16 protein-coding genes, 2 pseudogenes and 1 CRISPR repeat array are annotated in these 25,515 nt (G+C 39.8%); of the genes and pseudogenes, 4 read left to right on the top strand and 14 right to left on the bottom strand.

What is annotated here, in order from left to right:
• From ACWIX0_RS09395 to ACWIX0_RS09380, 4 genes and pseudogenes are all read right to left on the bottom strand, one after another.
• Positions 1-1,208: pseudogene (locus ACWIX0_RS09395) on the bottom strand (hypothetical protein); the annotation flags it as partial.
• Positions 1,209-1,235: 27 nt separating this feature from the next.
• Positions 1,236-1,976, bottom strand: a complete 741-nt coding sequence (locus tag ACWIX0_RS09390; protein ID WP_454173752.1) for a hypothetical protein — start codon at positions 1,974-1,976, stop codon at positions 1,236-1,238.
• A gap of 99 nt (positions 1,977-2,075) precedes the next feature.
• Positions 2,076-3,965 carry an N-6 DNA methylase gene (locus ACWIX0_RS09385; RefSeq protein ID WP_454173751.1) on the bottom strand — a complete coding sequence of 630 codons (1,890 nt, stop codon included), beginning with the start codon at positions 3,963-3,965 and terminating at the stop codon, positions 2,076-2,078.
• Positions 3,965-4,120, bottom strand: coding sequence for a hypothetical protein (locus ACWIX0_RS09380; protein WP_454173750.1), 156 nt, complete (start codon positions 4,118-4,120; stop codon positions 3,965-3,967). The genes ACWIX0_RS09385 and ACWIX0_RS09380 overlap by 1 nt, the downstream gene beginning before the upstream one ends.
• Before the next feature lie 177 nt (positions 4,121-4,297).
• Between ACWIX0_RS09380 and ACWIX0_RS09375 the strand changes: the two genes are divergently transcribed.
• The 4 genes from ACWIX0_RS09375 (at position 4,298) to ruvA (ending at position 9,449) form a co-directional block, all read left to right on the top strand.
• A complete protein-coding gene (locus ACWIX0_RS09375) occupies positions 4,298-4,939 on the top strand; it encodes a histidine kinase (RefSeq protein WP_454173749.1) in 642 nt (213 codons plus the stop codon).
• Positions 4,940-5,006: 67 nt separating this feature from the next.
• Positions 5,007-6,503 (top strand): UDP-N-acetylmuramoyl-L-alanyl-D-glutamate--2,6-diaminopimelate ligase, encoded by a 1,497-nt coding sequence (locus ACWIX0_RS09370; RefSeq protein WP_454173748.1) that lies wholly within the window; start codon positions 5,007-5,009, stop codon positions 6,501-6,503.
• A 1-nt stretch (position 6,504) separates the two neighbouring features.
• Positions 6,505-8,844 carry a flagellar assembly protein A gene (locus tag ACWIX0_RS09365; RefSeq protein WP_454173747.1) on the top strand — a complete coding sequence of 780 codons (2,340 nt, stop codon included), beginning with the start codon at positions 6,505-6,507 and terminating at the stop codon, positions 8,842-8,844.
• Complete coding sequence (gene ruvA, locus ACWIX0_RS09360) at positions 8,844-9,449, top strand: Holliday junction branch migration protein RuvA (protein WP_454173746.1); 606 nt, start codon at positions 8,844-8,846, stop codon at positions 9,447-9,449. The genes ACWIX0_RS09365 and ruvA overlap by 1 nt, the downstream gene beginning before the upstream one ends.
• 196 nt (positions 9,450-9,645) lie before the next feature.
• Here the strand turns inward: ruvA and ACWIX0_RS09355 are convergent, their stop codons facing one another.
• From ACWIX0_RS09355 to cas9, 10 genes and pseudogenes are all read right to left on the bottom strand, one after another.
• Positions 9,646-11,478, bottom strand: coding sequence for a GDSL-type esterase/lipase family protein (locus ACWIX0_RS09355; protein WP_454173745.1), 1,833 nt, complete (start codon positions 11,476-11,478; stop codon positions 9,646-9,648).
• Positions 11,478-13,181: an SGNH/GDSL hydrolase family protein gene (locus ACWIX0_RS09350; protein WP_454173744.1), complete on the bottom strand. Its 1,704-nt coding sequence runs from the start codon at positions 13,179-13,181 to the stop codon at positions 11,478-11,480. Before ACWIX0_RS09350 ends, ACWIX0_RS09355 begins: the two co-directional genes overlap by 1 nt.
• A gap of 546 nt (positions 13,182-13,727) precedes the next feature.
• Positions 13,728-14,867, bottom strand: a pseudogene (locus ACWIX0_RS09345) (MBOAT family O-acyltransferase); the annotation flags it as partial.
• Between the two features lie 175 nt (positions 14,868-15,042).
• On the bottom strand, positions 15,043-15,975 hold the full coding sequence (gene accA, locus ACWIX0_RS09340) for an acetyl-CoA carboxylase carboxyl transferase subunit alpha (RefSeq protein WP_454173743.1): 933 nt from the start codon (positions 15,973-15,975) through the stop codon (positions 15,043-15,045).
• Positions 15,976-16,276: 301 nt separating this feature from the next.
• On the bottom strand, positions 16,277-17,056 hold the full coding sequence (gene ung, locus ACWIX0_RS09335; protein WP_454173742.1) for a uracil-DNA glycosylase: 780 nt from the start codon (positions 17,054-17,056) through the stop codon (positions 16,277-16,279).
• Between the two features lie 80 nt (positions 17,057-17,136).
• Entirely contained in the window at positions 17,137-17,895 is a 759-nt protein-coding gene (locus ACWIX0_RS09330) for a hypothetical protein (protein WP_454173741.1), read from the bottom strand.
• Positions 17,896-18,246: 351 nt separating this feature from the next.
• Positions 18,247-18,741 carry a flavodoxin gene (locus tag ACWIX0_RS09325; protein ID WP_454173740.1) on the bottom strand — a complete coding sequence of 165 codons (495 nt, stop codon included), beginning with the start codon at positions 18,739-18,741 and terminating at the stop codon, positions 18,247-18,249.
• A 110-nt stretch (positions 18,742-18,851) separates the two neighbouring features.
• Positions 18,852-19,175, bottom strand: a complete 324-nt coding sequence (gene cas2, locus ACWIX0_RS09320; RefSeq protein ID WP_454173739.1) for a CRISPR-associated endonuclease Cas2 — start codon at positions 19,173-19,175, stop codon at positions 18,852-18,854.
• The gene (cas1, locus tag ACWIX0_RS09315; RefSeq protein ID WP_454173738.1) at positions 19,138-20,805 is read right to left on the bottom strand and encodes a type II CRISPR-associated endonuclease Cas1; all 1,668 of its coding nucleotides are present in this window, start codon (positions 20,803-20,805) and stop codon (positions 19,138-19,140) included. The genes cas2 and cas1 overlap by 38 nt, the downstream gene beginning before the upstream one ends.
• 62 nt (positions 20,806-20,867) lie before the next feature.
• A complete protein-coding gene (gene cas9, locus ACWIX0_RS09310; RefSeq protein ID WP_454173737.1) occupies positions 20,868-24,605 on the bottom strand; it encodes a type II CRISPR RNA-guided endonuclease Cas9 in 3,738 nt (1,245 codons plus the stop codon).
• 316 nt (positions 24,606-24,921) lie between these two features.
• Positions 24,922-25,485: direct repeats of the CRISPR family, unit length 36 nt; unit sequence ATTTTAGCATAAGAGAATTTAACAAGCGACTAAAAC.
• Positions 25,486-25,515 lie beyond the last annotated feature (30 nt).

Raw genomic sequence — 25,515 nt, 5'->3', positions numbered from 1 at the left:
AATTGGGAATCGCCACGCGCAAGGGAGGGGGAATTTACATTGTCATTCTGAGCGAAGTGCGAAGCACGAAGCGAAGAATCTAAATGGTTTTGCGAAATTGTGTTTGTATTTTTGGATACTTCGCTACGGTCAGTATGACAAAGTGGGGAGCGAGTATGACAAGATAAGGTGTCATTGCGAGAAAATTCGTTAGAATTTTCGTGGCAATCCATAACATTGTCATTTTGAGCTTTTGTAGAAAGCGAAGAATCTCTATCTTTGTCATATTGAGCGTTGAGAGAAATATCTCTATTTTGTGGGTTATTTGAGATACTTCGGGCTTCGCTCTCAGTATGACAAATGGTTTGTTCCCCCTCCCGTGCGGAGAGGGCTTTGGCGTGGGTTTTCCCCTTGTCAATGTAAGAAATGGATTGCCACGAATCCGCCGCGGATTCTCGCAATGACGAAATGAAGCGTGAATCCCGCAATGACACAAGGGGATTGTGTGAATCTAACCCTAAGGCTTGATATAAAAGCCTCTCTGCTTCTTTGTAAAGCACCTTTGAATCCTCCAACGCCTTATGCGAATCTTGGACTAGATTTTGGATTTCTAATTGAAAATCTTGCGGAAAAATGGGGATTTGACATTTGAAAATATCGCTATCAATTACCGCTGGATAAAGCGAAGCGGTGTTTGCCCTCATCATTTTTGCAATAAAAAACTTTGTCTTGCAAAATGTGTATAACACTTCGGGCAAAATCTCGCTTTTTTCTTTAAGTCGCAACACGCAAAATCCACTTGTGCCAACAAGCCTTTTAGAATTTTTGATTAAAGCAACGGCATTGCGATTTGGGCGCACGGTGGATACGCAAATATCGTTATTTTGCAAAACATAAGTCGCCCTATCTGGTATTTGAGCAAAATCTGTTTGTGTCGTGGTGTATTCAAGCCCGTTATTTGTGTCAATGTCGCTAATTTGCAAATAAGCAAAATTTTTGTTTAAATTCAGAGTTTTAATGTTTTTGATTTTAGATTCAAGAAAATCTTTGATTTTGGTTTGCGAAGTGAATATTTTTTCATTTTCCAAATACTCTTTTTTAAAATACTCGCTATCAATGCGCTTGGATTCATTGTCCTTTTGCACTTGGGAGAGTGAGAGGACGGATAGCTCCAAATGCGGATATTTCGCCTGTAAGGATTCGTGTAAGGATTTATTTACATTTTGCATTATTTTTTGCCTTTTTTAAGTTTATTTTTAAGATTTTGTGCTAAAATTTACCTGTTTTCTAGGCGGCACTTGCCGCCACCTTTTACTTCTCTTAAAACCTCTTTTATCACACGCATTACACATTTCCCCATAAGTTACTAACCTTGTATCAAAACTAGCGATTAAGTCGTTTAGAAAATCTATGATTTTGCTCGGCTCTATGGCAAAATATATCGATTGGTTATATTTGTTTGTGATTTTTACATTTAGGCGTGGATAGCCGTTATCTGTGAATTTATAGAGATTTTCAAAGTGAAATGCGCGGTTGCGTATTAAGCGAAAAAGTTGCAAAATCGCGCTTACTTTGCGATGTCGCAATACCCTATTATGCTTGGATTTAAAAGTGCGCTTATTTTTAGCGTAATACTTTGTAAAATCAAAATTATCTAAAAATTCCTCGCCAAAAATCTTATTGTGGATTTTGTAATTCTCTACGAGCCTTACCCAAAATCCTAGACTTTGTGTAGAGATAAATTTATCGCGCTTATGGGCTTGAAACTCGCCCTTTGACTCTAATTCGCGTGGCAGGGATAAAATCCAATCTTGGCTTTGCGCGTTTGTCATAAGGCTATCAATGCGATTTCGTAGCACGATTTCTAAAATGCCTATTTTGTGCGAAATATTGCCAATAAGGGCTAAGTTTGCCTCGTGTTCGTGCGCGTCTGTGTAGTCATTTAGTCGCGTTGCAGAAAATAGCGTTATGAGTTTGTCAAGCGGGATTTGCGCCATTAAGATTCCTTAAATTTATGTTTTGCTTTTATAGTTGCAAGGGCGCATTTTAGCTAAAAATCTTGCAAAGATTGCTACGCGCTCTAAAATTCTCACAATCTATTCTCGCCAAAAGCTTAGATTTTCAGCTTTTGCAAAGTCGATAAAGGCTTCGGCGATGCCGTCATTTGTAAGCCCATCGTGGTTAAATAAATCGTGGTCAATGATTTTATGCCCGTGAGAATCTAGCAAAAATCCGCCTTGCGCGTCTTTTAGGTAGATTTTCTCGCCTGAATTATCCTTGCTAGGCTTACTCATAGTCGCAAAGAAAATGTTGTAATCCTCGACTTTGGGGCATAGTTCGCCCCCATTTTTATCGCCATTTTTGCCACCTTTTTCATCGACACCGCCCCATTTTTGCACGATTAGCACACTTGTTTTTGTGCCTGTGTGGGGTTTAAACACATTGCCGTGAAGTCCTATCACAGCTAAAATCCGCGCTTTGTCCGCGATAAATTCGCGTATATATTTATCGCTAGAATTATTAAACCGCCCTTGTGGCAAAACGATTGCCATTCGCCCACCATCTTTTAGCATATTGAGATTTCGCTCGATAAATAAAATATCGCGTCCCACTTTGCTTTGCGCCTTGCCATTTGCGTTTTTGCCAAGCTCATATCGCGCTAAGATTCTGCTTTCTTTTATATCGCCTGCAAAAGGGGGATTTGCCATCAAAATATCAAAGTTAAAATCCCTATTTGCGTCCTTTTCGGCGCGGAGCTTTTTTAGCCGCTTCCACCCCTCGAAATATATATCCTCCCATTCATCGTTTTTTGTCCATTCCTCCCAATGCTCATAATCGATAGAATTTAGATACAGCACATTGGTGTGCCCATCGCCTGCGATTAGGTTTAGCATTTTTGAGACACGCACGGATTTGTCATCAAAGTCGATTCCAAAGATTTTTTCTTTGACATAGTCGGTGCACTCAGCGATTTTGGATTCTGCGGTGAAAAGGTGGCTTTGGCTTAAGCCTTTGTCCCTATAAAGTCGCTCCCATACATAAAAGCAAGTGTGAATGGGGAATCCACAGCTCCCACTTGCTGGGTCTATCATTGATTCATAAGGTTTTGGGTTTAGCATTTTTACGCACATATCGATGACATAGCGCGGGGTGAAATACTGCCCTTTTTCGCCTTTGGCGGATTTATTGACTAAGTATTCAAAGGCTTCATCGATGACTTCTAGGTTGGAGTTAAAGAGTTTGACATTTTCTAGTGAGCCTACGCATACGCTAAGATGCGAGGGGGAGAGCTTGATTTTGTCATCTTTGCTAAATACGCCCTCCCATTTTTCTTTTGCCCTGTCAAAGAGCTTTTCGATTTTTGCCTTTAGCTCAGAATCTGATTCGCCGTAGTTTTTAAATTCTAGATTTCGCGTGGCATTTCGCGCGCTTTCTAGCTCGTCATAAAGTTTGATAAACACAAGCTTAAAGACTTCCTCAAACACATCTACGCCCGCATTTGCTAGCACTTCATCTTCCATATCCAAAATGATATTTTTTAGGCTTGTTTTTTGCGTGCGGAGAATGTCCTTTGCTATCAAATCGCTAAATGTAAAATCCTCTTGCAAAATGTCTTTTAGGCTTTTATCCTGCGTGGGGATATTTGGGATTGGCTCAAAATAGTTTGGGTCTTTGCGGTGATAAAAGCTAATTTGACTGCCATTGCACCATACTGCCATAGTCGCGCCTGTGGCATTGCAATAGCTTTTTAGCTGCTCTTTGCCCTCTTTTAATTTGGGCTTTTTGACTTCGATTATTATGTAGGGCGTGGTAGTTTGGAGCTTATCCATAATGATAATATCTGCGCGTTTTACCTCGCACCCAAAATGAATGGCACATTCGACTTGAATGCGCGATTTTGGATAGCCGTATTCATTTATGAGTTTATCTAAATAAAGCTGGCGGATAATCTCTTCTGGGGTGAGTTTGATTTCTTTGCCACGCACTAGGCAGGGTGCGTAGTAAGTATGTTTATTCCCCCCCCCCCATTAGTGCTTTTAACGATAATGTTTGCCTCTAAATTTGCGATAGATTCCTCACTAAAAATCTCTAATCTATACTCGCTATCTTTGAGAATCTGTGCTAGCTGTGGAGTGTGCATAGTGTGTCCTTTGTATTGTTTGTATCTTGCTTGTGTTGTTGGTTTTATTAGGTTTTTAAGAGGGTTATTGTAGCCAAGTTGTGCTAAAATTATGCCACAAAACTATAAAAAATCATTGCCACAAAATATGTCAAATATCCCTAATATGCGGTATTTTGTGGTTATTTAGGAGTCATAATGCTAGAATCTATCCCCTCATACACTCCCAAAAAGCGCAAACTTATCAAACAAGGATTTGACGCCATAAGTGAGCGCAGGTATCTTAGCGCGATGAAATGCTTTAGCGAAGCACTAAGCCTAGATACTAGCGATTTAGAGGCAAAAATAGGCGTGCTTATCGCTGATATTGCCACAGATTTTCCAAAAAAAGCAGAAGTGTTTAATGAGCTTTATCATATATTGCAATCTAGCACGCCTAGAGCAAATAGAGCGGATTTGCAAAGGCAAATGCTTGATTTGTTGTCCTCTTTTGATGAAGGGCTAAATGAAATCTCACAAACAATGCAAACAGAGGACAACCTAGAATCTGAAAGCCTAGATGGCGTGGCGTATAAAGATTTTCAAAAAATGTGTGAAACAAAGGGCTTTAAAGAGGTGTTTGAAAATCTTATTTTTAGCACAAAAGTGATTTTTACTTCGCGTGAGGATTTTTATACTTTCTTAAAAGATTTGATTGAAAATGGGTTTGAAAATATCGCGCTATCATACATAGAGGATATGCCTCAAATCACGCGCAATAAGGACATTTTGCAGATTATCCAAAACAAAAATGCTTTAAGCAAAGAGCTATCAAATCCAAATAAAAAACTAAAAAATTAAGCAAAATAGGCTACATAGATTTTGCCGACATTTTAAAAGACATAAAAAATAAAATCCACCATTTCCTATGAAAATAGCAATCCCAAAATCTAAAAACCTAGCATTAGTATGTCATAAAAATAAATCTTTGCAATTTATCACTGATGATACAAGAGAGCTAGATACTCACTCTTTGCTTATCCGCACCAAAAGTAATGCGAAATTTATCGATGATTTTTTGGCAAAAGATTTTGCAAAAAACACCAACTCCAAAATCAAAACACAAGATTTTCTACCAAGTATCATTTCCCCAAAAGAGTTAGCTAGCATTTTTGCGCCATTGCCTAGTATCATCGGTATCACAGGGACAAATGGCAAGACAACTACTGCGGCGATTATTTATTCGATATTGCTTGATTTGGGATTTTCTTGTGCGTTGTTTGGCACTCGCGGTGCGTATAAAAATGATACAAAAATCCGTCCAAAAGGGCTTACCACGCCTACTCTTTTGGAGCTTTATGCCCTGCTAGATGAATGCAGGGATTGTGATTTTGTCGTTATGGAGGTTAGCTCTCACGCTATCGCTCAAGAGAGAATCGCGGGGCTAGATTTTGTCTCTAAAGTGCTTACAAATATCACAAGCGATCATTTGGACTATCATAAGACTTTGGAGGAATATATCCGCGTGAAAAATCACTTTTTGCTAGATGAAAAAAACCTAGCAAGTGGCGGTAGTGTCATCATAAATGCCGATGAAAAAAACGCATCTTTTAATAAAAACGCGCTTTACTATGGCATAGAAACAGCCAAAATAGCCACAAAGCAAGTAAATCTAAAGGCAAACGCATATAGCCTAGATAATGGCATAAGCGCGCATATTAGCTTTGTAAATGAGCTAGAGACACAGCAGGCTATTATGGAAGCAAATCTCTATGGCAAACATAATCTCTACAATGCCCTAGCAGCGATTTTGTGCGTAAAAAGCCTGCAAAATCTAAACAACAAAAAATCCCCAAATCCCCTAAAATCGCTAGATTGTATCGTGGATACGGTTCAGCATTTTGGCGGGGTAGAGGGGCGAATGGAAGTAGTAAGTCAAAATCCGCTTATTATCGTTGATTTTGCCCATACGCACGATGGTATGGAGCAGATTTTTGCTAGTTTTAAGGGGAGGGAGATTGTCGCTGTGTTTGGCGCAGGTGGCGATAGGGATAAGACAAAGCGACCAAAAATGGGACTTTGTGCGTATAAATATGCCAAAAAACTTTACATAACAAGTGATAATCCTAGAAGTGAAAATCCACAAGATATTATCAATGATATTATCAGTGGGATTCCTAAAAATGCGCTAGATTTGGACATTGCTTGCAAAAAAAGCGAGGCAGTGCAGCAGCGAGAAGTCATCTGCGAAGTGGATAGAAAAGTCGCAATCACTAAAGCTATCCAAAATCTAGCACCAAATGAGATTTTACTCATTTTAGGCAAGGGCGATGAGACTTATCAAATTTTGGGGGATAAAAGCATTCATTTTGATGACAGAGAGGTAGTCAAAGAGGTGCTAGCTAGCTTAGGGCAAAAGAGCTAAAATGCAAAATCTTATGCAAAAATTTACATTAAAATCTATGTCAAAATCCACGCAAGATTTTGCTTTGGATTCATTGCGAGATTTTACGCAAGATTTTGCGCGAGATTCACTGCTAGAATCTATGCAAAATCCCATAGAAAATATGGCAAATGCTTTAAGTGATTCCCAAACGCAGATGGCACAAACAATGCAGGATTTTTATAAGCGTGGAGTTGTGATAAAAGATTGCAAAGATATAAGCCAAGCCTTGCAAAAATGTTGCGAAAATCTAAATAAGCTAACAAATCCCACACCAAGCACAAATGCTCTTCCAACTCCAAAAGAAAAGCAAGCAAAAGAGCAAAATCCACCTACCCAAATCACCCCAAAAGATTTAGATTTTCGTATCCAAAATCCGCGCTTTTTTATCGTCCAAGAAAATCCACGCGATGAGCAAAAACCACCTATTTTAAGCCAATCTTTGGGCAAAAAACCTAGTTTTGCAGATGTTCTTAGCTTTTTAGATTCTCTACCCAAAAATCAATCTAGCGAGCATTTACCAATGCAAGATTTTAGAGAATCCAACACGCAAAAACCCATAGAGATAAACCAAGCCCAATTAAACGCGCTTTTTGCTTCGCCATTATATGAAAATCCACATTTTAGCATTACGCAAATATGCGATTTGCGCGTGTTTATGCGCGATTTGGAGGCGTTATTTAGACTAGATATAAATGATGAAAAAGTGGATATTTGCTTTTGTGAGGCGTTTTGTGTGGTGGAGGATAGAGGGTTTATAGAGGATTTTTATGAGCAAGTAGAGAGTGCGCTTTTTGGGAAAGGTGTGATTTTGCATACAGATGAGATCCGCTCAAATCTATCGCTAATCCTAGAATCTATCGCAAAAAATCCAGCCAAAAAAAAAGAAATCTTTTGTTTGCTAAAAAGTAAAATCTACACTATAAGCAAGCAGAGAGATTTTGTATTTTTGCCACAAAAAGAGTGGGAAAAGCACAATGGCAAAGCCCCGCAAAATGTGGCATTTGGCGTAAAAGAAGGCGAGCAAATCGCAATCCTTTATAAACCACTTTCAGGCAAAGCAGGGCGCAATCTTTTTGGGGATTTTGCACAGCCAAAATCCATAGAATCTACAAAACTACTCCCCACAAAGCAAGTAGATATTGACTACACTGACACGCCACAATCTATCATCTACACTGCTAAAAAAGACGGATTTATCCAACTCCAAAACGGCGAATTTAGGTTTATACAAATCCCGCGCACAGCCTTTAGCACGCGCAATGTCCCCCATCTCCTTGCAGGAGAGCATTTAAGTGTAGAAATATCTTGCTCTGATATGGCAGAAGATGCTATCGGTGCGGGCGTGTGGTGTGAAGTGGGAAATCTAAAAGTGCGAGGCTGTGTGGCAGAAAACACGCGCATAAAAGCAAAAACACTAATCATCGAAGGCTCTACGCACAAAAATGCGCATATCAAAGCCTACGCCGCACAAATCCGCACGCACAAAGGCAAGCTAGAATGCACACATTGCGCCATAGAAAACCTTGATAATGGCGAGCTAATCGCTCATAGTGCCAAAATTTTGAGGGCAAATGGCGCAAAAATCGCCACAGATAACGCCACAATCCACGAGCTAAAAAGCAACAATAAGATTTTGTTTGCAAAAAGTTGCGCGATTTTGCGCAACAAAGGCGGGCAAAATGAGTTAGTTTTTTGCGCAAGTGCTGGGGGTGGATTTGCTAAATGGAGCAAAAAAGCAAAAGAGTATTTTTCTACCCAAAATGAAACCCTAAGCAAACTTCGCAAATTAGCGGATTTTTGGGCAAATAAGCAGGGCAAGGCGAGTGAGTTTTTGGAAAAAATGAAAGGCTTTAGCGAGTATCAAAAACAAATCGCCTTAAAAGATGAGGCGTATGCTGCGCGGTATAGAGAATCTCTTGCTCAAGCAAATGTCGCTAATATCTTGCAAAGCAAAATCCAAGATTTGCAAAATCAAGTCTTAAGCGTGCGCAACCAAGCTATGCTAAGCCTAAAAAATGCTTTGCAAAAAGCAAGGCTTAGCATACAAGAAAAATGGGGATATGATAATTATGCGATTTTAGTCAAACCTAGTATGAGTGTGTTTGAATCTAGTAAGATTTCTAGCGAAAATAACGCGGGATTTTTTGGTAGCGAGGGGCTAGAAAAAGATTTTAAAACAGCATTTGAGATGCTAAGCGCGGATAATATACTAGATAAACTAGAGCTACAAGAGGGGCGAGAGGGGCAAAATAGCGGGCAAAATGACAGGCAAAATGGCGAGCAAATAATGCTAGAAAATTTCAAAATAAAGGTGGTGTGATGATTTGTGGGATAATCGGCAATGTGCTAGAGATTAGCGCGATGAGTGTGGAAATAGAAGCAAATGGCGTGGTATATGAGCTAGCGATTAGCGTCCAAACAAGTGCTAGATTAAAACTAGGCGAAAAAGTGCATTTACGCGCTACGCATATCGTGCGCGAAGATGCGGAGCTACTTTTTGGCTTTTTAGATAAAATCGAGCAAAGCACATTTGAGAGGTTATTAAAGATTAACGGCGTGGGTCCTAAGGTGGCTTTAGCGATTTTAAGCACATTTAGCCCGCAAAGTTTTGCAGCCCTTGTGCAAAGCAAAGATATAAAACTGCTTCAAAAAGTCCCGGGGGTGGGTGCAAAATCTGCGGGCAAAATCTTGCTTGATTTGGCTGGATTTTGCTCTCAAATCTTACAAGAGCAAAATGCGGATTTGACAAGGGAGGATATAAGCAGTGAGGATTTTGGCGATATAGCCACAAAAAAAGCTAGAAATGAGGCAGTAGCCGCGCTCCAAACACTTGGCTACAAACTAGCTGAAATCAAAAAAGTCCTACCACAAATCAAAGCTAGCGATAGCCCAAATATCATAAAAGAGGCATTGAAACTTTTATAAATCACCATCACTTAAAAGAAGTGTTTGGCTTTCTGGCTAAAGTCAAACATTATTAGCTAACTCGAAATGTTTTTGAGTTGAATAAAAGTTAGACAAAAGCTGGGTTTGTCATTGTGAAGTGTTGCAAGTTTGGGGTTTTTTTGGAAAAAAGCAAGAAAATGTAACGCACAAAATCACAATATCTAAAAAGATTTGCCTATTCAGGTTTTGTCTGCCATATCTCTTGTGGGGCGGTGCTAATATCTGGCGTGTTTGGCTCTTGTTTGTCGTGTTGATTTGTTTGCTTTGTCTTGGCGTCTTGGCTAGATTCTGCATTGTCTTGCTCGCTAGAGATTTTTGATATGGTAGAATCGCTAAGATTTAGTATATTGCCTAGCCCATAAGTTATGCCATTTGCCACAAGAGTGTAGCCAAAAGGGGTTAGATGGACATCTTTTTTGGATAGTCCTTTGGATACCCACGCATCTTTTCCCCCGCTATCTTCGATAAACTCGTGCATATCAAAATACAGCGTCCCCTCTTTTTTTGCGACTTTTTTGACAGATTCTCTAACCGCGACAAAGTATGGTGCTATGCGATAATTTTTTGCCTTTCGTGGCTTTGTGATGACTTTTGGTGGTCCTACAAGCAATATGCTAGCCCCTTCATTGCATTTGCGCAAAAGCGAGATAAGCGCACTATAATTTGCCTCAAAAGCGCGTGTATCAAGTGGCATCACAAGCGCGTCATTTGAGCCATAGACAAGCACGATAAAATCATACTTAAACGCACAAAGTGTGTCATTTAGGGCTTTTTGATTCCATTTTAGCCACATATCGCTTCGCGCACCATTTGAGCCTATGTGGGCGATTAGGTTATTGGTATTTTTGGGTAGGTTTGTGAGATTTGCATAGGAAAATTTTTGTGGATTTGTAGCGATGAGAGGTTGGCTATCGTGGCTAGATTGTGCGTCCTCATCGATATTTTCTAGATTTTGGGCGTTAGATTTTGTCTCATCTAGTATGTCATTTTGTTGCGTGGGGTTTGGACGCATTTTTTTTAGTTTATTTAGTTGGGCTTTGCTAGATTGAGAAGTGGAGCTTATGTATTTAGAATCTTGATAGATAAAATACCCTCCGAGCGTGGCATTTGGGACAAGTGATTTGATTTCTACGGGGAAGCGCAGGGCAAAATCTTGCGAGATTTCCCATTGATTGATTTCTTTTGGACTAATGCGGATACTTTGCCCGCTAGAATCGTTTATGACAAACGCGCCTAGCGTATTGTTAGGCGATTTAAAAATGACTTTGAAAAGAAAATCTTGGTGTTGCGGTGGGAATTTTAGCGTGATTTTCACGCTTGCGTTTTCTTTTTTTGCCCTTGCTACTACCCCGCCAAATGGATAATCATCATACGCATCAATGCGCGAATTTCGCACTTCATAGTCTTTGGCAATGGTTTTTACGAGTAGATTTTGATGATAAGTAGGAAACACAGGGTATATAAATCCCACAGAATCGGGCTTCATAATGCTTTTTCGCCATTGGTGTGTGAGCGTATCGCCTGCGATGTGAGAGTCGCCAAATACGAGGATTTTTAGCTCATTTTTGCCTTCAAATGCTTTTTTTAGCCTTGCTAAATGCGTTGCGTTTGGTTCTCCATAGTTTATGACTTTTGCCTTGCTTGCTATGTCTTGTAGCTCTTTTTCACTCATTAGCACTCTAGGGACGGCTTTGGGCTTGGCGCGGGCTTTGGTGGATTTTGTATTTTTGGTAGATTTAGTGGATTTAGCATTAGATTTTGCTTTTTGGGCTGGTTTTTGTGGCGGTTTTGTGGCGGTTTTTTGTGTGGTTTTTGAGGCTGGCTTTTGTGTAGATTTTGGGCTAGTGGTGGTTTTATTTTGGTTTGTAGGTTGTTTTGTAGATTTATTTGCAGATTGGTTTGTGGAGGATTTTTGGGCTTGGTTTGGATTTGTTTTTGGATTTTGGTTTGCATAAAGTTGGCTTAGCAAAAATGCGCACAAAAAAGGGATAAATACGATTTTTTGCATTATGCACCTCTTTTTGTTGTATCGCTAGAATCTAGCTTTTGTTTTGGCTGTGGATTTGCGTTGTTTGTGGGGTTTGGTGGGTTTTTGGGCTTGGTAGTGTGAGGGTTTTTTTGATTTTGCTCTTTATGTGGCGTTTCTTGTGGATTTTGTGGATTTTGTTCGTTTTTGTGTCCTTGTAGATTTTCTTTAGATGGATTATCCTCAAATAGCTCATTCCATTTGCGCTTTTGTTTTTTGTCCTTTTTGTCTTTTTTATCCGTTTTGGATTGTTTATTTTTTATGTTTGTAGAATCCTTATTGCCCTCACTTGCGTCATTTTCCAAATCCGCTTCTTTAGGCTCATTAAGATTTTGTCTATCTAGTGCTTTTGGTTTTTTTGGTGGATTTTGGTTGTTTGCCCTGTCTTTTTCCCTATTTTTTACTCGTTGCAATGTATGCTCTAGTGATTCTACCTCATCGTTTGCTAGCCCATCTTTTGTCTGTTTGGCTTGTGTGGTGGATTTTGTCTTTGATTCTTGTTTTGTGGTATTGGTGTCAAAATCTATTGGATTTTGCGTTGGATTTTGTGGCTTGTTTTGGGGCAGATTTTGTGGTTTGTTTTCTAAATCATTGGCTGTTTGATTTGGAGCTATATCTTGGGCTATATTGTTGATTTTTGGGCTATGTGGCTTTTTGGCTATGGTGGGGGTTTCTAGCTCGTTATTTTCTTTGTCTATGATTTCTAGCCTATCTAGCAATAGCTTGCTTAATGCCCTAGAGCCCTCCCCGCTAAAGTGAATCCCATCTTCTCCGCGCACGCGAATACTTTTGCCTTTGTCATTTTTGATATATGAAGTATAGATTCCATCTGGTGCTAGGGCGGAATTTGCATCTAAAAGTAGTTGCTTAGCTTTTTTTATTTGTGCTTCATAAAGACTATTTAGAAATATCAGCCGTGAGTTTAGCGGCTCTTTTCGCATAAAAGGTGCGCTATACCACACCACCACCGCGCCATTTTCTAGCGAAGTATCAATGATTTGTTTTATGCGGTTTGAGTAAGTCTCTACCCACTCTTCTCCACCATATTTCATCTTTGGCATAGCATAAGGGTCATTTGCCCCTACCATCATCACTACGACATTGATATGCGGATTTTTCACAAATGCTTCGCTTAGTGCCTTGCCCCAATCAAAAAAATGCGTATAAGTAAGCCCCGTGCTTTGCTTAGCAATATTTATCACGCTAAATCCACGCTTTTTTAGCTCGCTAGCTAGCGTCATGCCCACGCCCTGCATCATCGAATCCCCGATAAAAATAAATGTAGAATCCTGCTTTAATACCAAATTTCCTTCCTTGCTGATGAGGGGGTAGCGCACCTCCTCTTTTTGCAAAATCTCTACATTATCTATGCCCATTAGCCTTTGCCATAATGACTTTTGGCTCTCCTCTTGGCTTAGCTCGCTAGATTTATCTTTGGTAGATTTTTCTTGTGCTTCTTGCAGTGATTGCAAAAGGGCTAAATCCTCCACGCTTGGCAAGAGCGCGTTTCTAGCATTATCAAGCCATATTTTTGGTCTGCCTAGCATCTCTAAAAATCCATCATTTGCATCAAAAAGCTCGATATGATATTTTTGCTCGACATAAGAGTAAATGCTCGCATTCATCATCAAAGCCACAAGGATAAAGCTAGCAATAAGAGTGAGGATAAAATCATAGATTCTCATTTGTTGCTCCGCTATGGCTTAAAAATTTGCATAAATAAAGTTTGGAATCCCATCAGGCATAAAGCTAAATGCCACAAGCCAAATCAATGCTAGCAAAAATGGCTTTGCAAGAGGGGGGATTTTATATAGCGCGTAGATACAGCTTCGCTTTAGATTTTGCATTTTTGGATACAGGGCAAACAATGCTAGCCCCAAAAGTGCGATAAAAATCTCAAAAAGCGAAATGGGTTTAGAAAGATTTTCCCAAAACGCGCTTAAAAAGCCGAGTGATTCATCTAGCTCCCTAAAGCGAAAAAACACCCACGCAAAAGTTACAAAACTAAAAGTGCAAAATGAGCTAAGAAAAATCCCAAACTTACTCAAGCCAAAAAGCCCGTTATGTTTGGAATCTTTTTGGGTAGATTTTGATTTAGCAAAATCTTTTTTGGTGGAATTGATAGAATCTTTTTTTGGTGCTTCATTTTGTGTTTTAGCAGGGGCGTTTTTGGTGGATTTTTTGCTAGATTTTGCGTGTTGTAAAGGTGGCAGGGGGGAGCTAAAAGCGCGAAGCGTGTTTAGCCACACTAGCCCTGCTCCGTGTAAAAGCCCCCAAATCATAAAATTTATCGTGCTTCCGTGCCAAATGCCCGATAAGACAAATGCCACAAGCACGGCGATTTGCGTGCGCAAAAAGCCATTTTTAGAGCCACCTAGCGGGATATAGATAAAATCTCGTATAAAAGTCGATAGGCTAATATGCCACCTAGCCCAAAAATCTTTTAGATTTTTTGCCATATAGGGCATATTAAAATTTGGTGGAAGCACAAATCCTAGCATCAATGCCACTGCACATACCAAATCCACATATCCACTAAAATCACAATAAATCTCCACACTATACCCGCACATCGCTAAAGCTAGCTCTAAGGAGTTGTGGTTTAGCGGATTTTGCAAAATGGGCGAAGAATAGCTAGAAGCATAAGTGGCAAAAAATACTTTTTTGATAATCCCAAAGCAAAGCAAGACAATGATAAGGTGGGCGTTTTTTGCCCTCCAAAATCTACTTTCTTTGAGTTGTGAGAAAAAGAAATCACTTCGCACGATGGGTCCTGCGATAATCGTGGGGAAAAATGAGAGATAAATCGCAAGATTTGGGAGGGATTGTAGTTTGGGATTTGTCTCTATGACATAGTCTGCGACTCCGCTAGGGCTTGTGGATATGATAGAGGTGGTGGGGTTTATGTTTGAGGCGTCATTTGTGTTGTTTTCATAAGCTATGGCAGATTTCGCGCTTTTTGCTTCATATACAGCGCGTAGATAAGTGATAGAAGCAAATGTATAAAAGCTAAGCCCTAATGGCATCAAAATATCTATGCTTGCTATATCTAGGTGAAAAAACATTAGCAATGATTCAAAGCCGTCTTTAAAATTTGCATAGTATTTAAAAAAACTGAGATTGCAAATGCTAAGGGCTACAAATGCTAAAAACACCGCTTTTGACTCGCTTTTTGCGATAGCTTGACTAGCTGCATAGATAAATAGCGTATAGCAGGCAAGCACTAGGGCTACAAAGACATTGCCAAGAAGTAGTAAAATGGCGTAATTGCCAACAAGCAAGATAAGATTTTGGATTTTTGTGTGCGCAAAAGCCCAATAAATAATAAAAAACGCTAAAAAAGCTAGTCCAAATTCTATGCTAAATAACATTATTGATTGTATCCTTTTGTAGATTTTAGGTGGGTTTGTGATTTTTGATAAATGGCGTTTATGTTTTTAAGGCGTTTTTAGGTTTTGATAGCAAATGATGATTTTTGCATAATACACTTTTTGATGACTTTGTAATGTGGGCTAGTCTCTAAGATTTTAGATTCTCTTACTTGTCCTAACTTTCGCTAAAAGCACCATATCGCATTATTTTGTCGTATCGTTTTTGCAAAAACTGCCTATCTTTTAGGATTGCTTCCACGCTTTTTAGATAGTAGGATTTTATTAGCTCTGCTGCGCCTTGCACATCTCTGTGCGCTCCTTTTTGAGGCTCTGGGATAATATCATCAATTAGCCCTGCTTTTTTTAGCTCATCAGGCGTGATTTTCATAGCTTTTGTGGCAGACTCGATTTTGCTAGGGTCATTCCACAATATCGCAGCACAGCCCTCAGGCGAAATCACACTAAAAATCGAATACTGCATCATCGCTAGCCTATCTGCCACTGCGATGGCTAACGCGCCTCCACTCCCGCCCTCGCCTATGACGATAGAAATCGTAGGGACTTTTAGGGTTGCAAATTCTTGTAGATTTTTTGCGATAGCCTCGCTTTGCCCTCTCTCCTCCGCGCCAATCCCCGGATAAGCCCCACTCGTATCCACAAGCATAAGGATTGGGATATTAAATTTTTCGGCGAGTTTTGCTGCTTTTAGGGCTTTGCGATAGCCCTCTGGGTTTGGCATACCAAAATTTCTAGTGATTTTATTTTTTGTCCCTCTGCCTTTTTCCTCGCCAATCACCATCGTGGGCTGTTCATCGATTTTGCCAAGCATACACACGATAGCTTTATCATCTCTAAAATGCCTATCGCCACAGATTTCATACGCATCTTTTAATAACAACTCCATATAATCAAGCGCATAAGGTCTATCAGGGTGGCGGGCTAGTTGCAATTTTTGATAATCACTCATATTGCCAAAGACTTTTTTTAGCTCTTTTTGGTAGTCTTTTTCTAAGATTGCTTTTGCGGCATTATCGCCACGCATAGAAGCCATATCAATGTCATCTTGGATACTTTTTAGCTGTTTTTCAAAATCTAAACAAGTCGCCATTTTTTCTCCTCATTTTTTGCCATTTTTAGTGTGTAGCATTATGGATTTTGTATTTTACTTGCTTTTGATAATGTCAAAAAAGTTTCATTTCTGCCTTATTTTGTTTTTATGTTGCTTCAAAATTTTGGCAAAAAATTGACATATTTTAGGGATTTATAAGGCGTAGATTATAGCATTTTTTGGGATATTTTTATTGTTTTTGTGGCGTTTTTAGCGTGTCATTATCAAAAATATTGAAATGATAAAAACCGCTTAAAAATAGATTTTTACAAGCATTTAAGCAATTCTTTTATTTAAGCACTTAACTCAAAGTCCAATCAAATGGCTTTTTGCCCATTTGTTTTAATGCCTCATTTGCTCTAACAAAAACCCCACTTCCTACAAACCCCCGTGCTAGCGGGCTAGGGTGAGGAGCTTGCAAAATCGTATGTTTGCTAGAGTCAATTAAACTAGCCTTTTTTTTTGCATAATTGCCCCATAGCATAAAAATAATCCCTTTTTGCTTGCTAGATAATGCGTGTATCACGCTATCGCTAAATATCCCCCACCCAAAATGTTTATGAGAGCCTGCAATGCCTTTTTGCACGGAAAAAATCGCATTTAGCAAAAGCACTCCCCTTTGTGCCCACGCACTCAAATCCCCGTGTAGCGGTGGGGTAAAATCCGTGCTATTTTGCAATTCTTTATAAATATTTTTTAGGCTAGGTGGGATAGGCACGCCTCGTGGGACGCTAAAGCTTAGCCCCATTGCTTGGGGGGTTTGGATATTGCTTTTTTTGCCCTGCGTATCTTTATGCTCGACAAAGGCTACTCCGTGATATGGATCCTGCCCTAAAATCACGATTTGGACTTCATTTGGCGGAGTTAGATTAAAAGCGTTAAAGATTAAATGTCGCGGAGGGAAAATCTCTTGGTTAGATTTTAGGGCGTTTTTATAATGCGTGATGATTGTTGCAAAATAGGGCTTAGAAAACTCATCGCCCAAAAAATCTATCCATTCTTGTCGCAAAGTCTTTGGCAAACTGCTTTGTAGCGTTTTATCAATATTATCAATAGTGGGATTGTTATGGGATTGTATCATTGCTAAAATTCCAAAACCTAATCCAAAATCTAATCAATGATTTTGCATAAAAAGACATAAACAAAATCTAGCACAAAATCTTAAGCTAAAGCACCACCGCTAAGATAGTTCATCAAATGGATTTTTTGCACAAGCTGTGCGATAAGCCCGCGCATCTCACGGCTAAGATTGTCATTTTTTATCATCGCATCAAAATCTTTGAGAGAAATATTTGGCGATTTTTCGCTTAAAAAATCCACCGCTATCATCTCATCTGCACTTAGCACGCCATCATTATGGAGTCTTTGAGCCATAGATTTGAAGCTATCAGCATCAATAAGCGCGTTTTGAAAATATGATTTTGCCCTCATTGCCGCGCTTAGCTCATTTGATGGGGTAAATGTATCTTCAAGCCTCTCTAGCGATTGGATACTTTGGGGGGATTGGATTTGATTTGGCTCTATTTGACTAATTTTGTTGATTTGGCTTACTAGCTCTAGGGCTTGATTTTGCTGATAGTCCGTGTCTTGCTTCACGCTTGAAGTAAAATCTTTTAGCGTAGGCAATATATCTTTTTCCGCGCTAGTGTATGGGATTTTGCTATCTTGTTGATTTTGGCTAGATTTGGTATCTAGTCCAAATTGGACATTTTGGGCATTTTGTGTGGATTGTGCGGGAGTAGTCGCGCCGCTTTTATCAAGGTGATTTTGTGCTTGGCTTATGTCTTTTGAAATAGCTTGGGCAGGGGGATTTGGCAGGGTTTTTGGCTGTGCTTGTGGGGCATAGCGACTAGCAAAAAGCTCTGCTAAGGCAGAAGTATCAGTCCTGCTGGTGCTAAAAATACTACTTATAGGGCTCATAGAAAAATCCTTTTTGGAGATGGTTAAGGATTTTTAAGCAAAAGATATTCCTTTATCTTGCTTGTTTTGTTTGATATTTTTGCGTTATTTGTGTGTAGCGTGATAGTTTATCACAAAACGCCACCAATGGTTTCAATGATTTTTCAATCACATTAAAAAATCTTGTGAAAAATCGTGTTTGAAGTATATTTGAGAATGTATAAAAGAAAGTATAAAAAGTGTTTTTAAGGTATTTATAAAGTAAAATCTTGCAAGAGTAAAAAAACAAAATCAAGCTAAAAAGGCTAGATAGATTCTAGCCTTTTTAGTCCTAAAGCGCGCTAAAATCGCATTTGCGCGAAAATCTATGGGTTATGCAAAACTACCTTTGATAGAATCTACCCACGCAGAGATTCTACCCTCTGTCTTGTCGTCTTGATTGTCCTCATCGATGATAAGCCCTACAAACTTCCCATCTACCACCGCTTGAGAGTCGCTAAACTCATAGCCATCAGTAGAAGTTTGCCCGATGATTTTCCCTGCTTTTGCTTTTGCGTAGATATGAGAGATACCATCAGCAAAAGTATCGCTATAAGTGTCTTGGTCGCCAAGCCCTACAAGTCCGATAGTCTTCCCCGCAAAATCGCCATCTCCTAGCGTGCCTAAGAAATCGTCCCAATCACTTTGCAAATCGCCACTGCCATAAGTAGGCGTTACAAGCACGAGGTTTTTAAACCCTGCTAGTTGGTCTTTGCTAGCATTTGCTACATCGATTAGCTCGTTATTTCCTAGCGCGTTAGCTACTTTTTCTGCCACGCCTTTAGCGTTTCCGCCATCGCTTCCATAAAAGATTCCAATCTTTTCCATTGTATGTCCTTTCAAAGTAAAATTTAGAAACGCTAAATATGCCAAATTTTCTTAAATAATGCAATAAATCCGTGTATTTTTAATGCAATTTGCGACAAAATCACAAAATCTTAAAACAAACTTAGCTGTCTAGGCGCATTTGCCTTTTCACATTCGCTTCTTTGCCCTAGTAGCAATCGCATATTATCAAACTGCTTTTCTGTCAGCACGAGTGCGCGTATATGCCCTTTGCGTGGCAAGTATAGATAGAGTTTATCGATATGGTTATTTGCGCTTGCTACGCCTTTGCAGATTCTCATATATACGCTAAATTGGAGCATCATAAACCCCTCTTTTATCAAATCTTTGCGAAACTTCGCGCTAGCCCTTCTATCCTCTTTGCTCGAAGTTGGCATATCAAACATCACTAGCACCCTCATAAATTTCTCTTCCATTTGAAATATCCTCCACAAACGCAGGCAAAGACAATGTCAGCCCATCTAACCTACCATTTGCCTCTATGGCATTTACCACACTTTGCACGACCACCACCACCGCACGCATTAGCGGGTAGAGCTTGCCTTTATTGCGTGCTTTATCTGCGTTGGCTTTTGTGTGTGTTTGGACGCAGATTTGGGCAGATAGGATTTGTGCTAGATGCACGCGATTTTGCAGACTTAATCCTACGCTAGATTCTACAAATTCGCCTTCTTCTAGCATTTTTACCACGAGAGAATCCACAAACGCCCTAAATGGCTCGATAATATCATCTGCTAGATTAAACGGGTTAAAGCGATTTGCGTGAAAAAGTCCTAATGCAGGGCTTAGCCCACTGCTAGCGATACTCCGCACGATAGCCCCGCGCACGATAGCATAGCCATAATTTAGCGCGGAGTTTATCCTAGAGTGTATCTCATTTGTGGATATTTCTCCCTCTTTTTTACGGGCAAAATCTATTCCAAATAATGCTTTAAAATACACCGCCGCAGCTTGTGCTTCATTATTGTTAGAATCGCCTATATTCACGGATTGTGCGAGATTTTGTAGCATTGCTATTGTTTTGTTTTCATTTGGTTTTGCTAGTTTTAAAACCGCGCTTTGATTATAGATTTTGCTTTTTATGATTTGTTGCCACAAAATCGCTTTGGTTTGGTTTTTTAGCGTTATTTGGGATTGCAGGACGCCCAAAGAACGATAATGCCCCAAAAATGGCATAAAAATCCCACTAGGCAAATGCGAACTATCACAAGAAAAAACCGCGACTTTATGCGTGGCGAGTGCATCTAGCAGGGCGGAAGTGAGGGTGATTTGGGGGGATTCTAAGATTATGTAGGCAATATCGCTTAGGGGGATAGCCACTTCATCGCGTTTATCGCTTTTGTAGGGCGTGTATTGAGTATCGTCAGTGCGAGCAAAGTCGCTAGATTTTGCGTGGCAATCTTTTTCTTTGCCATCGCTAGATTTTGCTCGTAGTGTAGAATCTAAATCTTTGTCATATTGAGCTTTTGTAGAAAGCGAAATATCTCTGTTTTTGTTTTGGGGCTTAGATACTTCGCTCCGCTCTGTATGACAAATAGTGTCCTCATTGGGAGAATCGCCACGCGATTGGTGGCAATCCATATTTCCCCCTTCCTTGCGGAGGGGGATTAAGGGGGTGGGTTTATCCTTGTCGTTGTGAGAATCACTACACCATTCGTGGCAGTCTTTTTCTTTGTCATTACTAGATTTTGCGCGTAGCGTAGAATCGTGGCAGTCTATATTTTTGTCATTTTGAGGTTTTTCTATGTTGTCATATTGAGGCTTTGAAAAAGCCGAAATATCTCTTTCTTTGTCATATTGAGCTTTCGTAGAAAGCGAAATATCTATATTTTCTTGTTGAGATACTTCAGTCGTGCTACGCACTCCCTTAGTATGATAAATATTTCCCCCCTCCGCAATGGAGGGGGATTTAGAGTTGGCTGTGTCATCTCTTTTTTGTGATATGGGATTTTTTCGCTCCTTGCGCTCGATGATTAGCCGTTTTGATTCTAGTCGCAGATGGGCAGGATTGCTCAAAAATAGCGTGCGAAAATGAGAATCAAACATTACGCTTACCTTTTATGCCTTATTGTTATGCCTTATTTGTGTGTATGTTTTTGGCTTAGTTTTTATTTGGCATTGTTAAAATCTTTTGGGCTAGATTTTAGCTTTATGTCTTCGCGCTCTTTATATTCTGCTTTTTGCACCTCGCCAAGCGGGGATACTTGCCATTTTTCAAAGACTTTTAGATTTTGGATTCCTATGCTTAATCCTTTAACTTCCTGTGGTGTGGCATTAGTAAAAAGCAATTTTTGATTTTGGGTAAGTGAGCCAAAATGATTGTCGTGTTTTTCGACACTAATTGAAGCTGTTGCAATTCCAAAACTCACAAAATAACACAACTCCGCGTTTTTCATTTCTTTCTTTTGCACCAAAATCAAATCATCTTTAAAAAGGCTAAAGCAAAATTTATAGCTTGAATCCATTTCTAGCCACTCTTTTATCACGCCCGATTTGTCTTTGCCACCCACCACAGCTTTATTTGGCAGTGTCCCAAGCGCAAAATCCATCGTATAAATTGGCACACCATAAAATTTGCCACTAAGTTTATGGCGAAAAATATCCACCCGCACCATTGCGCCATTATCAGCGACTTTGCTACCGATTTGGCGGATTTTGCCTAGCTTTATTGCCCGCTCCACGCCCTGCTTTTGTATCTCTTTTGGATTGCCTTTGCCCCCATAAGTTTCTAGCAAATCGCTACTATCAAGGCTAGAAAATGTCTCTTTATGCAGCGCACCCCTTGCGCGTTTGCGCGGTGGTTTTGAGACAAAGATTCCGCTTACTTGCTCGTTACTTTCGCTAACTTCGCCTAAAATCTTGCGCTTTATGCTTTGGCGAAATGCTTCATTATTTGCAAAATGACTAGGGCTAAAAAATCGCCGTGAGATTTTATATTCGCTAGATTCTATCTCTTTGGCGATAAGTCTGGCTTTGTTTTGCTCTTGGGTTTTCTTAAAATCGCTAAATGCTTTTATGATACTATCATTTGTATAAGCTATGATTATCGCATCTAGGGCGTGGTGCAAGTGATTGCTTCTATCTTTGCCTTCGCTTATTTTTTTGTCATTTTTAGCCACTATATTGTCATTCTGAGGGGGCAAAGCGACCGAAGAATCCAAATCGTTGTCATATTGAGCCGTAGGCAAAATATCTCTATTGTCGTTTTGAGATACTTCAGTCGTGCTATGCACTCCCTCAGTATGACAAATGCTGTCATTGCGAGCAAAATCGCTAGATTTTGCGTGGCAATCTATATTTTTTTCTTGGATTGCCACACTCGCTTCGCTCGCTCGCAATGACCCACCCCCAACCCCCTCCGCAAGGGAGGGGGCTTTTTTCTCGTTTGCGCTTTGACTATCAAGCAATGTATTTAGTCCCCAATAATGTCGCATAGTCGCTGTGAGTGAGCCATTTACCACCGTTATATGCTTTTTACTCCCCTTTTGCCCTCGCCCTAAAGTCGTGTTTTCGTTTTCAACCAAAGGCAAAAACTCGATAAATGCGTCTGTGTAGCTAGCTGTAAGTGTGGCTATGTAGCTTGTATCGACAATATTTCGCGCGATAAACCCACCCTCTTTATCCGCGAAATTTTTATTTGTGATACGACTTTTCTTTGGTTTTGGGAGCTTTTGGATAAGCCCCAAAATCGCATTCCATTTCGCACTATCGCTCCCAAATGCTTCAAAAGGCGTTTTGTTTAGTTTGTGCTGATTCTCACTTGTAAAGCAAAGGACTTTGTTGTTTTGACTATCATCATAGCTACGCGAGTAGGGATAAATATGGTCGATTTGCAAGGCGTTTGGATTTGCCAAATCCTCTCGCGTGATTTTGCGCCCACTATACACGCAAAACTCATTTTGCTCCTGCCAAAGTTTGAGTTTTAGCATATTTATCCCGCTTAGGCTTAGCCCATACTCCGCACACCGCTTACGCGCTTCCTCATTTGCCTTAAATCGTTTATTCTGCTCGGCGATGATTTGCCCTCGCTCTTTTGCGCTAACCCCTGCTTCTCGCGTAAATTCTAAATGGATTTTATGCACCGCTCCATATTTTGCCAAAAGGGCATTACACACTTTGCGATATTCGCTCAAAGCCCTTGCCACTACGGGATTTGCTAGATTTGGCTCATATTCGATTAAAGGCGGGAGTTTGTCGCCTTTTTGGGTTTTTTTAGCCACTTCTACTAGCCCTGCTTCGCGCCACGCCTCATCATATCGCTTACACTCATCTTTAAATTTTAAAGATTCGCCACGCATAAATGGCAAAATCGCCTCCAACGCTTTAAAACTCAAATCAATAAATTTATCAAAATTGAGTTCGCTTAACGCCTCTCTTTGCGCTTCGTTTAGTCGCGGATAGTTCGCACTAAGCGTTTGTTTTAGGCTATCTTTGCTTTTGATTAGGGCAATATCTGTGGCGATAGAATCTAGCTCGTTTCTACTAAACCCATCAAAGCTCCCGCCTAATGCTTTTTTAAACGCTTTTAGTTTGCTAAATTCTATGAGTTTAGCTTTTTCTGCGTCCTCACCTTTTGAATAATCTAGTTTGGAGTCTTTTGGGAATTGCATTTTTTCATCTAGAGCGATGATTTTACGCAGATTTTTGTAAGTCATCTCGCCTTTATCTAGCACGATATTAAGAATCTCGCGCACCTGCTCCGCGCTATACACCTCGCCACTGCGCTTTGAGATATTTGCCAAAGTATTTATAATGCGTGTTAGCGCACGAAATTCCGTAGCACTTAGGCTATCTTTTGGGGCGCGTTTAGCAAAACCACCCTTTTCATCGCCAAAAAATGTGCATAACCCGACTTTATCGGCAAAAGATTTTAGTGGGCGTTGCAAAAATGCTGTTTGCAAAACCGCGCTTTCAAAATCTAGCTCTTTGATTTTGCCGTCCTCATCTTTCATTATTTTGCGATTTTCATCATAGATTTTATATTTGTCCCCTTTAAATTCAAAGCCAAATTCGCGTTGCTTTGCAAAAATAATCTCTAATTCCTCTTTTAGCCAATCTTGTTTTAAGCACCGCTCGTAATTTTTAAGTTTATTGCGAACATTATTTTGTTGATTTGGACTTTGTTTTTCTAATTTATTTTTGTCCCATTTTTCTGGCTTTATTTTCTCTTTCTTATAATCTGCCTTTAAAGCCTCTATTTTTGCTTGAATCTGCTCTGCGCTTCTTGCTTTGCCATAAAATTCCTTATAAAGATACGCGCCTATGGTTTCGTAGTTTTCTTTATAACCTTTATTTTTGGCTATGCCACCTTTTATGCCATCTTGCTCGCTTTTCTTTTTCTTATCTTTTTCATCGCTTGATTCTTTGGCGTGTTTGTTGCCATAGCCTCTGTGTTTGGCAATGTGTAAAATCACGCGGGCAAATTCTGTGCTTGTGAGTTTGCGTTTTAGTGCTTCTGTGCGTAGCTCGTAGGGACTTTTGGTGGATTTGTCTGTATAGTATGCGCGTGGTAATTCCCCTGCGCTTGCTAGAAAGTCGCCTAGATTTAGCCCAAATTCTTTGCAGATTAAATCTTTTAGCGCGTATAATCTACCTTTGCGCCGTGCTAGTCGCCTGCGCGCTCCTCGTGCTTCTCTGCGTGGCAGGGCTAGTGAGCTGCCATCTTTTGGATTTTCTGCTTTTGTGAAGATTCTCACCCCGCAGTCTTTTAGCTCCCCACCCTCGACATAAGCCCAGCCGATACTTGCTATGCCTATATCAAAGCCTAGCACTTTTAAATTATTTTGCGTGGATTGCGCGCTACTTGATTTTGCGTTAGAATCACTGAAAGATTGTATTTGCGACATTTTATCCCCTTTTTGCATTATTTTTTGGCATATCAAAAACTATTCCACCTAAGCACGCATAATACAAAAAAAAAAAACAACTACGATAAAACAAGAGACAAAAGAAGTAAAATCACAAGAAAAACGAATCAAAAAAGAAGTAAAAAAAAGAAAATCTAGGTTTTTGTTAGGGATTGTAACCCTGCGGGAGAACCTAGAAACTCCCTTGTTTTAGTCGCTTGCTAATCTCTCTTATGCTACAAATATCGCATTTATGGATATTTAGATATGTCAAATCCTCTACAACGCCCTTAAATTCGATATTTTCTCGTAGCCTATTTTAGCATAAGAGAATTTAACAAGCGACTAAAACTAATGTGCGACCTGTTAATTTTGGGCTTGTATTTTAGCATAAGAGAATTTAACAAGCGACTAAAACCACCTCGCTAGTGTTTGCACCATTGAAAACATTTTAGCATAAGAGAATTTAACAAGCGACTAAAACGGTGTTTTCATTGCCAAATTTTTGCTCGGTATTTTAGCATAAGAGAATTTAACAAGCGACTAAAACTATAACCGCTTTGCTCCAAGTCGCTTTTTTATTTTAGCATAAGAGAATTTAACAAGCGACTAAAACATAGGTAATTATCCGCAGGACACAGACGGTATTTTAGCATAAGAGAATTTAACAAGCGACTAAAACAGATATAGCTAGCGAGTGCGCAGAGCTTAGATTTTAGCATAAGAGAATTTAACAAGCGACTAAAACAGGAACAATAAGCCAAAGCACGCAAGCGATATTTTAGCATAAGAGAATTTAACAAGCGACTAAAACCTAATATAGGGAGTATTGACACAAATGCGTATTTTAGCATAAGAGAATTTAACAAGCGACTAAAACAAACGCCGTTCTACCCTCACTCTCGGCATA

It is taken from the genome of Helicobacter sp. T3_23-1059, assembly GCF_053654515.1.
The sequence above is the reverse complement of the archived record's forward strand: the minus strand, read 5'-3'. Positions and strand labels throughout refer to the sequence as shown.